The 14,600-nt window shown below is 49.8% G+C and carries 12 protein-coding genes and 2 pseudogenes; 8 read left to right on the top strand and 6 right to left on the bottom strand.

Annotation, left to right across the window (positions count from 1 at the left end):
* Positions 1-562: 562 nt before the first annotated feature.
* Genes V6L79_RS18890 through V6L79_RS18880 form a run of 3 tightly spaced genes read left to right on the top strand, consistent with a single transcriptional unit; the run spans position 563 to position 6,070 of the window.
* Positions 563-1,984, top strand: coding sequence for a site-specific integrase (locus V6L79_RS18890; RefSeq protein WP_153328840.1), 1,422 nt, complete (start codon positions 563-565; stop codon positions 1,982-1,984).
* A complete protein-coding gene (locus V6L79_RS18885; protein ID WP_153328838.1) occupies positions 1,977-5,390 on the top strand; it encodes a hypothetical protein in 3,414 nt (1,137 codons plus the stop codon). Before V6L79_RS18890 ends, V6L79_RS18885 begins: the two co-directional genes overlap by 8 nt.
* On the top strand, positions 5,387-6,070 hold the full coding sequence (locus V6L79_RS18880) for a hypothetical protein (protein WP_153328836.1): 684 nt from the start codon (positions 5,387-5,389) through the stop codon (positions 6,068-6,070). The genes V6L79_RS18885 and V6L79_RS18880 overlap by 4 nt, the downstream gene beginning before the upstream one ends.
* A gap of 283 nt (positions 6,071-6,353) precedes the next feature.
* On the opposite strand, the gene V6L79_RS18875 is transcribed toward V6L79_RS18880, so the two are convergent.
* Entirely contained in the window at positions 6,354-6,821 is a 468-nt protein-coding gene (locus V6L79_RS18875) for a helix-turn-helix domain-containing protein (RefSeq protein WP_153328834.1), read from the bottom strand.
* Positions 6,822-7,009: 188 nt separating this feature from the next.
* Here V6L79_RS18875 and V6L79_RS18870 point away from each other — a divergent pair, with 188 nt between their 5' ends.
* The 3 genes from V6L79_RS18870 to V6L79_RS18860 all read left to right on the top strand — a co-directional run bounded on the left by V6L79_RS18870 (position 7,010) and on the right by V6L79_RS18860 (position 8,716).
* Positions 7,010-7,417 (top strand): DUF6957 family protein, encoded by a 408-nt coding sequence (locus V6L79_RS18870; protein WP_153328831.1) that lies wholly within the window; start codon positions 7,010-7,012, stop codon positions 7,415-7,417.
* Positions 7,418-7,459: 42 nt separating this feature from the next.
* Complete coding sequence (locus V6L79_RS18865; RefSeq protein ID WP_153328829.1) at positions 7,460-7,882, top strand: hypothetical protein; 423 nt, start codon at positions 7,460-7,462, stop codon at positions 7,880-7,882.
* A gap of 105 nt (positions 7,883-7,987) precedes the next feature.
* A complete protein-coding gene (locus V6L79_RS18860) occupies positions 7,988-8,716 on the top strand; it encodes a metallophosphoesterase family protein (RefSeq protein WP_301462085.1) in 729 nt (242 codons plus the stop codon).
* Between the two features lie 142 nt (positions 8,717-8,858).
* Here the strand turns inward: V6L79_RS18860 and V6L79_RS18855 are convergent, their stop codons facing one another.
* The 3 genes and pseudogenes from V6L79_RS18855 to V6L79_RS18845 all read right to left on the bottom strand — a co-directional run.
* A complete protein-coding gene (locus V6L79_RS18855) occupies positions 8,859-9,881 on the bottom strand; it encodes a transketolase family protein (RefSeq protein WP_301462089.1) in 1,023 nt (340 codons plus the stop codon).
* Positions 9,878-10,726, bottom strand: a complete 849-nt coding sequence (locus V6L79_RS18850) for a transketolase (protein ID WP_301462090.1) — start codon at positions 10,724-10,726, stop codon at positions 9,878-9,880. The genes V6L79_RS18855 and V6L79_RS18850 overlap by 4 nt, the downstream gene beginning before the upstream one ends.
* Before the next feature lie 18 nt (positions 10,727-10,744).
* Positions 10,745-11,191: pseudogene (locus tag V6L79_RS18845) on the bottom strand (MFS transporter); the annotation flags it as partial.
* Here V6L79_RS18845 and V6L79_RS18840 point away from each other — a divergent pair.
* Together V6L79_RS18840 and V6L79_RS18835 are read left to right on the top strand one after the other, a co-directional pair.
* Positions 11,178-11,726 (top strand): annotated as a pseudogene (locus V6L79_RS18840) (cyclase family protein); the annotation flags it as partial. The pseudogenes V6L79_RS18845 and V6L79_RS18840 overlap by 14 nt on opposite strands.
* Before the next feature lie 161 nt (positions 11,727-11,887).
* Positions 11,888-12,904 carry a substrate-binding domain-containing protein gene (locus V6L79_RS18835; RefSeq protein ID WP_301462101.1) on the top strand — a complete coding sequence of 339 codons (1,017 nt, stop codon included), beginning with the start codon at positions 11,888-11,890 and terminating at the stop codon, positions 12,902-12,904.
* 18 nt (positions 12,905-12,922) lie between these two features.
* On the opposite strand, the gene V6L79_RS18830 is transcribed toward V6L79_RS18835, so the two are convergent.
* Together V6L79_RS18830 and V6L79_RS18825 are read right to left on the bottom strand one after the other, a co-directional pair.
* Complete coding sequence (locus tag V6L79_RS18830) at positions 12,923-13,870, bottom strand: nuclear transport factor 2 family protein (RefSeq protein ID WP_338579339.1); 948 nt, start codon at positions 13,868-13,870, stop codon at positions 12,923-12,925.
* On the bottom strand, positions 13,867-14,175 hold the full coding sequence (locus tag V6L79_RS18825; protein WP_338579338.1) for a hypothetical protein: 309 nt from the start codon (positions 14,173-14,175) through the stop codon (positions 13,867-13,869). The genes V6L79_RS18830 and V6L79_RS18825 overlap by 4 nt, the downstream gene beginning before the upstream one ends.
* Positions 14,176-14,600 lie beyond the last annotated feature (425 nt).

Raw genomic sequence — 14,600 nt, 5'->3', positions numbered from 1 at the left:
GTGTGGGTGACCTTGCAGTGGCGGCCACCATCATCATTCACGCCTAGTGCGACTCCTTCTCCAGCATTGACTCCCACGCCCGTTATCGCGCCAGCGACAGATGCGTCGTTGGAAGTTTTTCCAGTCACTGTAGTCGGCGACAGGTCGCGCCAGAGCGCGACGGTATGCACAATTCCAAAATACCGTGTCGACCAAGCGACGATTGTCCTGTTCCACACCTCCCAACTGTGTGGTCTGCGCTGGCTCGCGCGGTTCCAGCGCAGTCCAGTGATCGTAAGAGATTTCCTGTCGAAAATAGGCTTTGCTCATTCAAGGGCGGTTGTCGAAGGAGGCTAAGAGCATGCTGTTAGATTGCTTTTATATGGGTCGTTGCAGCTAAAGAGTACACGAAACATATACTCATTAAGTCCGCCGTTAGTTATGAGTATACTAGTGCTATACTCTTTAAAAAATAAGGCGTTGCGCTGTTTTTCTATTGTGGAGCGGTTCGATTTTGTGGCAAGCTTGAAAAGAAATGGCTGGGAAGCTTGTTTTTTTATTCTTGTTAGAGTCGTTGTAAGATATGAAATTCGCTGAGCTTATAGAAACGACCCGTAATGGGTTGCCAACCTACCGACTGATCTGTCCTGATCAAAGTCTTTCCAAGTGTTTTGACGAGTGGGCATATCAAATTGCAAGAAAGCGCAAAGTTAAGTCTTTGAAGGCATATGCTTTCGCTGTCAAAAAGTTATTAAACTATTTAAATAAAGTTGATGTGCTGCACGGTGGCCTCACTGCCATATTATTGAAGGATGCTCTCGATGCGTACGAAAGTTATCTTGTATATGGCGCCAAAAGTGAGTCCGTAATTGCACGAAGCGTTGCAAAAGTTCTCGATTGTAAGAGCTTGAGTGGTAGTTCCATTGGGGTACATTTCGCTGGTGTTAACTCGTTTCTGGTCGCAAGCGAAGCCGCGCGGGAAGGATTGATTGAGCTCCAGAGTAGTGGATATATTTCTGAGGTACCGATATCCCCTTTACCGTTAACAGAAGGACGGTCTGAGGATGCAACCACGAAAGTTCAGTATGCAATCAAGTCTAAGAGCTGGTTTGCGGGCTGCGTAGCCGGTGGCGCCAGACGAGTAAAACGCACTAGGTTGTCAGCAGTCTCTAAGCCCTCGACACTCGCTTACACAGATAATGCAGGTGGCGACGACAAAGCATTCCCTATCGATAAGTGCATGGAGCTGATCAACAGCGCTAGTTGTCTGCGGGATGCTGTTCTGTGGTCGTTGCTCGCTGCCTCAGGGGGGCGCATTTCTGAAGCGCTGACGCTTCAGCTGGAAGATATCATTATCGATGTTGATAATCCCAGCGGGAAGAAGGTTCTAATTATCGACCCTGCCAGTCGCAGAAACGTACTGAGCAAGTATGTGTCAGAGCGAACGCTCAACAACGTCACGCACAAGGGGCGCGCGACTACTGCTACCTATCTTATCGAACCATTTGCATCAGTGTTTTGGGTATATTTGAACGAATACATGGAAGAGCAGCGGGCACAGGAAAAGGCTCGACATCAACCGGTGTTCCACAGATTTCTGTTTCGAAACCTCCGAAATGGAAAGCCCATTCCGGCCTCTTACCAGACCGTTTGGGCGCGATTTAATGCCGCGGCTATCAAAGTGACGGGGCAGAGCTACGGTTTTCATTCGTTGCGCCATATGTATGCGTATTACTTGCTTAATCATTGTCCTAGCCCGGCCAATCCAAAAAAGTTCGGGCTTGACCTGAAGGTTGTTCAGCATTTGATGGGGCATAAATCAATAAAGTCTACTGAGAGATATGCCCGCCGAGATGCAAAAATGCTTGATGCGACCTTCGCAGCTATCAACATGCTAAGAATGTCTGCTTCTAATTATAGTGTTTCAACCGTTCAAATCATGCATTTGGAAAACGAAGTCGAGCAGCTTAGAGAAGAGTTGAAAAAGGGGCGAGAGAATGATTAATCTCAGCAGCGAAACGCCACTTTGGCTCGTTGATGATGAGCAAGTGCAATGTGAGTTTAAACGTGCAGTGGCTTTCGTGCGAAAAGCATACTCCTCTTTAAGTGGTGACTCTTCGGTGAACTATACAGTGGCCTCGAAGATTAGAAACGTGTTTTCTTCAAGCTTAAGTGTTGATACGTGGGGGCGTGCTCAGATTGAGGCGACTCTATCATTCACATTTAGGGGGTCGCAAACGAGACTATGCGATATTGATCGTGAGCTCAGGAGTGTGCCTAGTACATACCATGATCCGCTTTCCGCATTTTTTCGGTTGGTATTTGTTGTGCTCTGGGCTCGGCGAGTATTATTAGCGCCGCTCGCGATGCAGACGATTGTTCACAATGACGGAGTGTTTGACCATCTGTGTGAGGAGCTTGACGTCGAATGTCTCAAAATGATCAGAGGGATCCACCCAAAGTCGAATCTACCTAGCATTTTCAAACGAGGAGAGTTCAATGACGGTAGCAGTCGTGTGAACTTTTGGGTTCGCCTGCTTTTTAGCACTGATTTTTATACCGTTGGCGAGATGAATCGCGTCGATTGTCAAAAGTTGTTTGATAATTGCTATGGCAACGGGGATAAACCTTTACGCAGATACTTTGTTGCGGACTTTCTCCTGATGTTGGCGCATCCGTTCCAGGAGAAGAAGGAAATGGCGGTGGATATTGTTGAGCAGTATAAATCTGCTAAGGATGATCGTAAAGTTCAAGCGGCGAAACGGAAAAAAGAGCGTGATAAGCTACCTAGGAGCAGAATCAAGATTGGTGCTTCAAGCTTTAATGTAGCGCTCGCTGAGGCTCGTAGCGCCGCATTAGAACTTTCTAGGGGGACTCGACCATTCGATTTTGAGAAAATTTTCAAAACTCTTTTTGGGCAGCATCGGATTAAGCCCTTATTCAATACAAAGTCCAAGGATGGAGGCGATTCTATTTACGAGTCAATGCATCCGGTTATCCGCAGTTTCGTTGGTTTGGTTGATGGAATGTTTAGGTCATATCTGCTGTCCAAGCGACTGCAGAGGGCAAGTAATCATATTATGGTATTGAATCTTTTTCTGAGTTATTTGTCGTGTTATCTGCCTGGATATTACTTGGCTCGTGATGGTTCTTTGGAAGGATATCCGAAAAACTTGAAGGACTTTAATTGTACTATTTTTTTTACACGCCAACACATTTTTACGGAAGGCTTTTTGCAGTACAAAAAAGAGCCACCTATGACATTCCTAAAATATATGGAGTTATATGCTTCAGAGCATGGCTGGGTAAACGAAACTCAATATAGTCGCGTGCTCATTGTGGATGATTTTTGTACTTATGTGCAAAGCAATCGGGAGATTTTGCCTGATGCCAATCTTTTTACTAATAATTTCTCAGCTTCTTGCTATCCGTCAATCGAAAAGCGTGCTGGAACTGTAAAAAAAATAATTCCTAGGGATTATTTTTCAACTTTTTTGAGTATGCTTTACAGTTTAGAATATCTTGTAATGCACATCAATCTGATGGCTGCGGGTGAAATGCGTGGGGTTCTGGGTGGGCAGTTACATCAGCCAGTTCTTCAGGATCTTCTTGAGAGCCACGCTTGGGCAGGGTTACTTAGCAAGGAGACAAGGGGTGTTGGATCAGTTAATCTCGATCTTCTCAATTACTGCCCAATTTTTTATCATGATGGTGTTGTTCAGCGAATGGAATTTTTGCCGAGATTTTATAGTGTGATCGACTATGAGATTGAAGGTAATCTTCTAAAAATGATTTCTCCCAATGAGATCCGAATTACGCAGTTGATGTGTGAAACGGGTTTACGACAGCATCACATTGTTTGGCTCGATAAAGAGCGCTATGACTGTGTGATGGATAGTTACAGTAAAAGCCAGCTGGCGCCTCTTTTTGTAAGTAGCGATAAATCACACGGTGAGTGGACTGCAATCGTATCTAGGCATGTGGTCGATGTGATGCATCGTCAGCGCGCTTGGTATGATAAATGTTCCCACCCTAGTTACGCTGAAAATATATGGTATGGCGGAGTTGAAGGTTCTAAGTTCGGTCAATACAAACCACTGTTTAGGCGTCCTGGTGAGGGGGTGAGCGATTCAAATTGGAAAAATTATCGATATTTTCCAATGTATATGCTCATGTTACAGTATTTCATCAGAGAGACAATTGGTGATTGTTCTGGAGAACCACTGGTTTATCTTAAGGGAGAGGGTAAAACTAGGCTGGAAATCGACTCTTATGACGCAACTTTTCTCGGCAAGATCTCCATGGCGGATCTGACCAGTCCGCATACACCTCACGCGTTGAGGGCGGGTTTTGTATCTGAAGCAATTCGTTTCCTTCCGCCCTCGATTATCGGTCAATTCATGACGGGGCAGACAGAAGAGCTGGTTTGGTATTACGCCATTTTCGATGGTAAGAGTATGCCCGATCACCAGAAGTTGCTGGCCGACTACCTTAATAAAAATATGGACGCTTTGGGACAGGGGGATGCTCCAGAGCTCGCGCAAGCAGTATTGGAGATGAACACTCGTCTTATGAAAAGTATTCAGGTGGATGCTGTCAAAGCGATCCAGACCCACGGGCTGATCAGTCTTACCGGTGTCAAGGAAGGCGAAAGCGGAATCGAAGTGTTGCGAGCCAAGCGTTACACGAAGCTCGCTTATAACAATTGTCACATTTGTCCATTCGACAATCGGTGTCCTAAGGAAGTTGTCGAAAAGTTTGGCGTTGGTCGACCCTGTGCGCTTTGCCCGTACGCGATCCGGGGGGTTGATCACCTGGGGGCAATCAGCGCCGAGAAAGACAAAGCAAAGGAAATGATGATCAGTGTTCTCAGACATATCGATGAGTACAGAGCCCTGAAAGCCAGAGCGCGTAATCCTCGTACTCTAGAAGATCTCAACGCTGAATATGATCGCCATGCGCGCGAAGCTTATGCCTTGGAAGCGATCGAGCAGCAATTGTATCAGATGGCTCGAAGTGGCCAACTGCAGAGCTTTTTCATGAAAGAGAGCGTTGGGCTTGCTGCGCACTACGAGAAAATTTCGCTCACGGAAGGCGAGCACTTAATTAAGCGTCTGATTGACGTGCAAAATTTCCCAGATGTAACTAGCTCGCATCTGGACACAAAGTTTGCTTACATGAGGACTTCTCTGCTCATGAGCAAAGGGCGGTTCGAGGAGATCCTTAAGCCGGACTTCAGTTCGCCTGCACATCAACTGGCCTCTCAAGTTGGGAGTATGCTGACAACCGGTGCGCTACAAGTCCAAGATGTATTTCGTATAGGTCGAGCAACAGAGCAGCTACAATACATGGAGAAGCCGAAGCAGGACATCGGAGTTCGTATCGGACTTGTGCCTTTGGAGCATGAATGAGAGAACATGTTCGAGATCCATTTTGCGAGTACAGAGATAGCAACCGAAATGCGCGAATAGCTCATATTATTCATGCCCTTAAGACGTTGACAAATGCGGATTATAAAAATATCACACGCTTGGCCAAGGATGTGGCCAAAATTGTTACCGAGTTCGAGGCGAAAGAGTTCGTATCAGTCAACGCCGGAGATAGTGACATGCTCAAGCCGATGAGCCATGTCACACTCCTAAAAAATAAGAAATATCGTGAAGTTCTTGAGCAAGCCTTTGATTTTGAAACTGACGTTGAGTGTAGTAATACAGTCTCCGTTGCAGAGTATGAGGCGTTGAAGTATCGATGTGCCGGTCTTGAAAGTAAAATCGCGTTGCTCGAACAGACCATTCGAAACTTAGATGCAGGAGTTGGAGGTCTTGGGTACCGCGTCGCCGAGACGGCCAATGATGGGGTTGAGGGCGACTCATCTGATGCAGCTTTTCTATTAGATTTACTTGATGATCTGAAAGGCGAGTTGCACGATGCTATCGAAACGATTCTCCCAGGGGAAGAGAATACCTATCGTCCGCAGCCCGGACTTTATGGGCCTTTTAACATGATCCGAAATTACGAAGAACTGGAGCATCTTCAAATGATACGAGATCGGATTGAGGATCGTCGACGTAAAGCCAAAGTACTGCGCTGAACGCTTGAGCGACCTGTCGACTGTCGCTCTTATAGCCAACAGCCAGCCGGATGGCTCAAACGACTGAGCTTCACACCTATGGATACTCCGAACAAGTCGTTTCAGGCAGAGCTGCCCCCAGAAAATACGTGGGCTCCAGCAGGCTCTCCAAGCGAAAATCAGACTTATTCGGAGGGTTCTCAGCCGTTGTGATCCTCTGCGGGCACATAAAAAACACTGAATTGCATCGCTAGAGATTTGCCTGAGAGCTAGTTCATCAAATCGGAAATTTTAGCGTTAAATTTTAATGAGCAGACTTGGCTAGATATCGTTGCACGGTCGACTTAGATACGTCTAATTCTCGAGCAATCTCTGAATTAGATAATCCCTTCTGCTTCAGCTGGGGGGCAAGTTTTAGCCTTTCACTTGCAGCGAGACTGGACGGTCGTCCATGTCGGCGTGGCATACCGTCGCTGGAGATCAACTCGATCACTCCAGTCTCTTTCAACGTCTTTAGCTTCCTCGAGATCCGCTCCAATGCCACATCTGTCGCCTCCTCAGAAAGCAAAGAAGTTGTTAGGAGCATTAGAACAGTGGCCTCAGCGTCCAGCATTTTTGAAATTTTCAAAAGCATTTCGATCGAAACGTTCCCTTTTCCGCGCTCCACGCGGCTCAGGTAAGAGCGATCAATTAAAGGTAGGTCGTCCTGGGACATTCCTGATTTCTGTCTCAAGGCCCGGACAACGGCCGCAAATGCTTCGCTGAGAGACATTTATGATCCTCTACAAAACAGAGGATAAAGCCACATTGCGTCGACCCATAACACGTTATATAATCCTTATTTCGGGTCGATTGGTTTCGTTATTCATGAGAAGGCAATGCCCGAGGTAGTGTCGCTTCCGTGAGCTTTCCTAACGGTGATGCGCTTTAACATATGACATGTATTGACGGGAATGAAGCATGGGATTCGAAGAAATCCAAGCATCCGGCGAGCTCCTATCCACCACCGGAGAGCCCCGCTCTGGATCTGGAGAAAGTCAAGAAGCGCTAATTCATATCGCGCAGACCCGCTTCCCAAACAAAGGCTTTTGCATCGTCCAGCAGTGGACAATCGTGCGTGCGATAGCGAGCGATGGTGATCTCACCAAAATCCACGCTCATGGCCACCTGCCGCTCTTTGTTTTCGCCGAAAAAGTCATCCTAGACAGCCGAGGACGCTTCGATTATGGGAATTGGGTGAGAAGCACCATGGTCATCTCATTCCAAGATGGTTTTCTCTTTGAAACCAAAAACACTGTGTACGTTTTGATGGGAGACGGCGACGAAAAGTCAGCCAGTCTCGCCGCGATACTGTCTCTTTATCAATGATGTCAGCTGCAACTGCGGTCTGTAGATCCACGGGAATGTGAAATGTTTAGAAGTCATGAAGCCTTTGCCGAGGGCACCCCTAATATCTTTGGGGATGGGTATTCAAACTGGCGGATATTTGAACGCCACTTGGCTCATCCTTGGTATCACGTCGTTCTTGAAGAGTGCTTGGATGGCAAGGTGTGGCCACGCACCATGATGATTAGTGACATCGATATGCTCGAAGAAATACTTTCCCAACAAACCAGCGAGTTTGTCGTTACGGAAATTCAGGTCGTCACGCCGGGGTGGATGAACAAAAACGGCAAGTGGATCATGGAGGGGCTTTCGGGGTTGCTGGTGGGATATGACTCCACGGGATGTCGGGTATGTCTTCACAACATAGATGACGAAAAGGCTTATACCGATGCCCCAGGTCGTCTTATTGACGCTCACTCTCTTAAAGGGCTTCGAGTGATTTTTTAATCCAAGTACGTAAACGCAGTCTCTCCTTGCAAGGCGAGCAATGCTCGGAGGCCGGCCGCCGCAGCGGTATCCAAAGTACAACTAAATCGAAACTGGTCGTCCGTTATGAAAATTCAGATTTACTCTGACCTGCACCTCGAGTTCGCTCGGTTCGATCCCGCCCCAAGCGATGCGGATGTAGTCATTCTCGCTGGTGACATTGATATCAAATCGCGTGGAGTCTCTTGGGCGAATGGCACATTCCAGTGCCCTGTTATCTATGTGTGTGGCAATCATGAGTACTACGGCGGGCACATAGGTCACACACTGCGAAAAATGAAAGACGCGGCATTGCCCCATGTGCATGTACTCGAAAACGAGATGCTCATTCTCGACGGCACACGTTTTTTGGTTACAACTGCCTGGACAGATTATTCGGCTACAGGTGATGTGGTTGCGGCCAAGCGGGTTGCATGGGATTCGATGAACGATTTTTTGGTGATTCGAGCCGACTTAGATTACAGGCGCTTGCGTCCAGACGACCTAGTCGCTAAGTCAATGAGAGCTCACCTATGGCTAACCCAAGAGCTTAATAGACCTTTCGACGGCAAAACAGTGGTGGTCACACACCATGCACCTGTGTTGGATCATATGGGTGATGATCACTCCGGGCATCTGGCTGCGGCCTATGCGAACGATTGGTCAGAATTACTTATCAAGGCTGATCTTTGGATATATGGGCACACGCATTTTGCAACAGACTTCCTCAAGAATGGGTGCCAAGTGGTTTCCAATCCGCGCGGCTACCCGGGTCAAAGTACAGGCTTCGATCCTGAGTGCTTGGTGGTGGTTTGATAGTGAATAGATCTTGTCAGTGTGAATCGCCCCGAGTTTTCTAGACATTCTGATTCAGTTTTAATGTCATTGTAGACTTGGGTTCTAATGGCGGGGGAGGGCGGCGAGGAGGCCTAAATTGACCCCCTGCAGGTTCAGGTTTTTATAGCCAACTTTTGATCTGTGCACACACGGCCTGAGTTGAAATGCCATAGCGGTCGTGCAGCGTTGGAAGCGCTCCCGCATCAAGAAAAGCGTCCGGTAGAGCAATTTGTCTAAACGATGGCGTTACACCATTGCGCAGCAATACCGTTGCCACTGCCTCTCCCAAACCACCAATGATTGAGTGATTTTCAGCGGTTATAACTAGCCGCCCTGGCTTTCTTGCCTCAGCAAGAATGGTCTGCTCATCCAAAGGCTTGATAGTAGGTACGTGCAGTACTGCGACATCAACGCCATCAGCCTGAAGTTCTTTAGCAGCTTCTAATGCGCGCATCGTCATAAGCCCGGTGGAGATGATCAAAACGTCATTACCGGTACGTAATGTCTTCGCTTTACCAATCTCGAATTTGTACCCGTACTCGTCGAGCACAAGCGGTACGTTACCCCGTAACAAGCGCATGTAAACGGGCCCTTGATGGGCCGCGATAGCGGGTACTGCCTGTTCGATCTCAAGAGCGTCACAAGGATCGATAATCATCAGATTTGGCATCGCTCTGAAGATGGCCAAGTCGTCTGTGGCCTGGTGGCTTGGGCCGTAACCTGTGGTCAGGCCTGGCAGGCCGCAAACTATTTTGACGTTAAGATTTTCTTCAGCGATCGCCATGCAGATGAAGTCGTAGGCGCGACGCGAGGCAAACACCGCATAGGTAGTGGCGAAGGGTGCGAAGCCTTCACGCGCCATTCCGGCTGCCGCACTCATCAACAATTGCTCGGCCATTCCCATCTGGTAGAAGCGGTCGGGATGAGCTTTGGCGAAGATGTGCAAGTCAGTGTATTTTGACAAGTCAGCAGACAAGCCGACGATATCTGCTCGCTGATCCGCGAGTGCTGCCAACGCGTGACCAAATGGGGCGGATTTAGTGGCCTGACCTTCAGAGGCTATAGATGCAATCATCGCTGAGGTCGTCAGTTTCTTCTTTACAACCACGGGCGCTTGAGCCGAATTGGTATTTGTAGTGCTCATACAGTTTTCCCCTCATCGAGGTTGTTCAGTGCAAGATCCCATTCATGCTCATCCACGCGTATGAAGTGCGCCTTCTCACGGGTTTCCAGAAATGGCACGCCTTTGCCCATTTTGGTGTCGCAGATAATGACTCTGGGCTGAGAACCTGGATGACTGCGGGCTGCGTCGAACGCCTTTACCAATGCGTCCAGGTCGTTGCCGTCTACTCGTTGGGTAAACCAGCCGAACGCTTGCCATCGATCGACGATAGGTTCAAACGCCAACACTTCACTAGAACGTCCATCGGCTTGCTGATTATTGACGTCGACGATGGCGATGAGGTTGTCGAGTTTCCAGTGAGAGGCCGACATCACTGCTTCCCAAGTGGAGCCTTCATTCAGTTCGCCGTCCGACAGCAGGTTGTAAACGAATGACGCAGATTTTTTGCGCTTTAAGCCCAGGCAGGCACCCACCGCAATTCCCAGTCCTTGGCCAAGCGATCCACCTGTGATCTCCATGCCAGGTGTGTAGGTGGCCATGCCAGACATGGGCAAACGGCTGTCATCTGAACCGTATGTTTCGAGTTCGTCCAAGGGCACGATTTCAGCTTCAATCAATGCTGCATATAGCGCGATCGCGTAGTGACCGATGGAGAGGTAAAAGCGATCGCGCTCTTCCCACTCCGGGTCTTCAGGTTTGTAGTTCAAAGCATGGAAGTACGACACGGCTAGCAAGTCCGCTGCACCTAACGCCTGACCTACATAGCCTTGGCCCTGAACTTGGCCCATGCGCAAAGCGTGGCGGCGAATGTTGTGAGCGCGCTGCACTAAAGTAGTGGACGATGCATGAGTTGGGGTGGCAGTCATGGGGAATTCTCCGTTAACTCAACGATTGACCGAGGCGGCAGGAATGCGTAGTACCAAGCAGGCGCCTATGCACAGCACACCAGTGATCAGATACATACCAATGGCACTTGAACCGGTTGTGGTGGTGATCCATCCAATCAGATAAGGCGAGCAGAACCCCGCGAGATTGGCAAAGCTATTGATCCCGGCAATACCCGCAGCAGCGGAGACTCCACCGAGCAAAGTGGTAGGCAACATCCAGAATAGTGACGAGGCAGAAAGAACACCTGCCGCCGCTAGGCACAGGCTCAATACCGATAGAACCAGGTTGCCTCCGAACACTGCCGCCAGCGTTAGGCCCAGCGCGCCCGCAATCATTGGCCCGACCAGGTGCCAGCGACGCTCTTGGTGTTTGTCCCCGCTGCGCCCCATAAACACCATTGCCACGATGGCGCACATATACGGCAGGCTGGTGGCCAAGGCGAGCGTTGCTCCATTGGGTGAAAAAGGCATCGTTGGCCGAGGCATTCTGATCGACATAGCGCGCCACCGTGGTAAAGACGTGTTGGATGCAGGTGAAACTTTCAACCATGAGGATCTTATGGCTGCGGCTCGAGCTCAAGGCGTCTCTATCAACAAGCGCGACATTCTCATCATCCGCACTGGATGGATTGGCTCGTTTTATAAACGCGACCCGGAAGAGTTCTACAAAGACTTTATCGAGCCAGGCCTTACCTACAGCCCTGAGCTGGTGAAGTGGTTTCAGGAGATGGAAATTCCGAACATTGTCACCGACACCATCGCTAACGAAGTCACCGTCGATCCCGTGTCAGGGGTTGCGTTGCCGTTGCACAACGCACTCATGAGGAACTTGGGCATCACTCTCACTGAGATCGCTCAGCTTGATCCTCTCGCTGAGGACTGCGCTGAGGACGGTCAGTGGACGTTCCTGTACACCGCAGCCCCTCTAAAAGTCGTTGGCGGAACCGGCGCTCCTGTGAATCCGATCGTCATTAAATAAGTATCTTTGCCTGAGGGCAGCAAAAACGCTGCTCTCAGGTCTTACTCTCCAATTAACGGCTCCCGAACGGCAGGCTGTTGGCTTATCATCCTCTGCGCAAATCGAGGGCGTTCTTCTGATCGTCCTGTCTCCGCGCTACGATTTAGGATGCTGAATCTCCAATGAAAAAAATCGAGAAACCGAAGCTCAAGGATGTGGCTGAATTGGCGGGCGTCTCGATGGGGAGTGCTTCAAGAGCATTGGCTGTCCCGCACTTAGTGAAACCTGCAACGCTGGCCAAAGTACAAGCAGCTGTTCAAGAGCTCGGGTACGTGCGAGACGGGGCCGCGCGTGCATTGGCATCTAGGCGCACGCACAGCATCGGAGCCGTTTTTCCTACTTTTAACAACCCTGCGTTCGCTGAAGCTGTCCAGGCTCTCCAGTTAAGACTAACGGAGCTTGGGTATCACCTGATCATTTCTTCCCATGAGTACGACCAGGCGCAAGAACTGGTAAACGTAAGGAACATGATTGAGCGGGGCGTCGAAGGCCTGCTGTTGGTGGGTACTGAACACAGTCCTGAAATTTATGAAGCACTAACTGCCGCCCAATGCCCATTCATTCTCATGTGGTCGCTAGATGGTGCTCACGACCATCACTGCGTGGGGTTCAGCAACGAGGAGGGTGGTCGATTGATAGCCAAGCACTTGCTTAGCCTTGGTCATCAAAGTATCGCCATGATCAGTGGAGTTGTTTCTCACAACGAACGGGCAAAATACCGTCTGAAAGGAATCACCGCTCAGCTACTCGAGTCAGGGATTGAGCTTTCAAGTGAGCGGATTATTGAACAGCCATTCACGATTGAGGGAGGGCGCGCCGGGCTGCGGATTGCTATGGAGCTTAACCCCAAGCCTACAGCCATTGTTTGCAGCACTGACCTCACCTGTATTGGAGCGTTGGCGGAAGCGCGTTCCAATGGGATCGACGTCCCTAAAGAACTATCAGTCAGCGGATTCGATGATATCGAGTTCGCGGCTGCCTACGTGCCAGCCCTGACGACCGTCAGGGTGCCGACTTCAAAAATTGGTATCAGCAGCGCCAACAATATCGTTGCGCTGATCGAGGGGCGCCCACTTGCACGCCGCGAGCGCATACAAATCGAACTCGTCGTCCGAAATAGTACGGCGCCACGACCTTAGAGCGTTTTTAGGAAGGGACTAAACTCTTGGCGCTTCATTGGCATTGAACCAACCTGGGCGGTACTCGCTCCAGGTCAGTTGCCAGAATCCCTCATGCTTGCGACGAAGCCGCATCTGGTAATGCGCGCCATAGAGAGGCGTGCCATTTTGCGTGTGTGAGTTTCCAGGAATGACTCTGCCGACAATCATTTCCGCTACACCCTTTTCCTCGTCGGACTTGATCTCCAGCACATCCGCGAAATGCTGCATCCACGGCCAGGGCCTGCGAAACTCTTTGAAGGAGCCGATGATCGCGTGGCGCCCTTCAATAAGGCCCATCGGTTGGAAATCACCAGCGGCGTCGTTGGTAAAGCAATGAGCAAGCTGCTGCATGTCAGCCTGATCCAGTGCCCATGAGTAACGAGCGTAGGTTTCAGCAATGCACTCCGCACTGGTCGCCGAAGCCGTTGAGTTAGGGAAAGCAAGCCATGGCGAATTCAGCTCGCTAACGATGGTCGGTGCTGGGTCGCCAATCCTCCATCCGTCGTCACCTGGTGGAAGCTGCCAGTGAATTGCAAGCGAGTAGTCCCCGGTTACCCAATTCAAGGCAATCAGCACGCTGTCGAGGCGCCAGGTGCCTGATGTCTTTTTCATAGAGCCTGTGACAGTCATACCAAATCCGAGCGTGGCCGACTTTGTGGCTTTGCTGATATGGCCATAGGCGTAGAAACTGAAATTGGCGTCGGTTTCTCCACCACCCACATAGTGATTGGTTGCCCTCACTGAAAAGCCATCAGCCTTGACTCGGTCTTGCTGGAAAGCTCTGACAATCTTGCGTCCACCCTCATGACCGGACATGTGGCTTGTTACCAACTGGCAATTTTCAGTGAATATATCCCCAGCAGATTCCCAATTACCGCTCTCCCAGGCTTTCAGAAAGGTGGCTATAACGCCCTTGATGTCGGTGCGATCACTTGAGCTTGTCACTGGGTCACCTGCGAGGCAGGTTGGCCTATGGGAAAGTGTGGCAGGACATACTCAGCCATCTCCTCCAGGACATCAGCGGCTGGTCGCTGCAGAGGTTTGATATTCAGTGCGACGTGTGAAACACCTTCATCCTGTTGCCGTTTCCAGAGCTCCACGAGAGCATTACGCCCGATCCTTATTCCGTTGTAGCCGCGCTCCATAGGTGTGCTCGGATCCTTCGCCAGATCGAAAAACGTCGCGTAACCGTATGGTTTTGCATTGCCGGTCTGACTGGCAGAACGGAATTCGCGGATGAGGCCGGGCAAACGATTGAAGTCGCTCAGATGCCAAATCCAAGCATCGGCGTTATTGGCTACTGGTCACTATCCAATGACTGAAAACCCATTGGAGTTCTGTGACACGGTACGCGCGTTCCTTCGTGAAGCGGGTCACGGCCACGCAGGCTGAAAGATGTGATTGAGGAGCCCGCTCGGCAGGCGGGCTTTTCTGCGTTTATTTAACGCGAAGGCTCAATCCCGAAAAAGCCTTTTCTATTCCCGCACAAGAAACCCGAATCGCGCCAACCCACTGAGGCTCAGGCCTTTGCAGGTGCAATCGCGACCCTCGAATCCCTTGCATAGCCGATCGTCAGACAATCAGAATTATTCTCTTGTGATCTGTGATCACACTGGATAGCATCTGTCTCAGAGCGAAGATCTGTGCGTCAGTTTTGATCACCAACAGCTCAAAC

The organism is Pseudomonas sp. ML2-2023-6, from assembly GCF_037055265.1.
GTDB classification, from domain to species: Bacteria; Pseudomonadota; Gammaproteobacteria; order Pseudomonadales; family Pseudomonadaceae; genus Aquipseudomonas; species Aquipseudomonas kulmbachensis.
The sequence above is the reverse complement of the archived record's forward strand: the minus strand, read 5'-3'. Positions and strand labels throughout refer to the sequence as shown.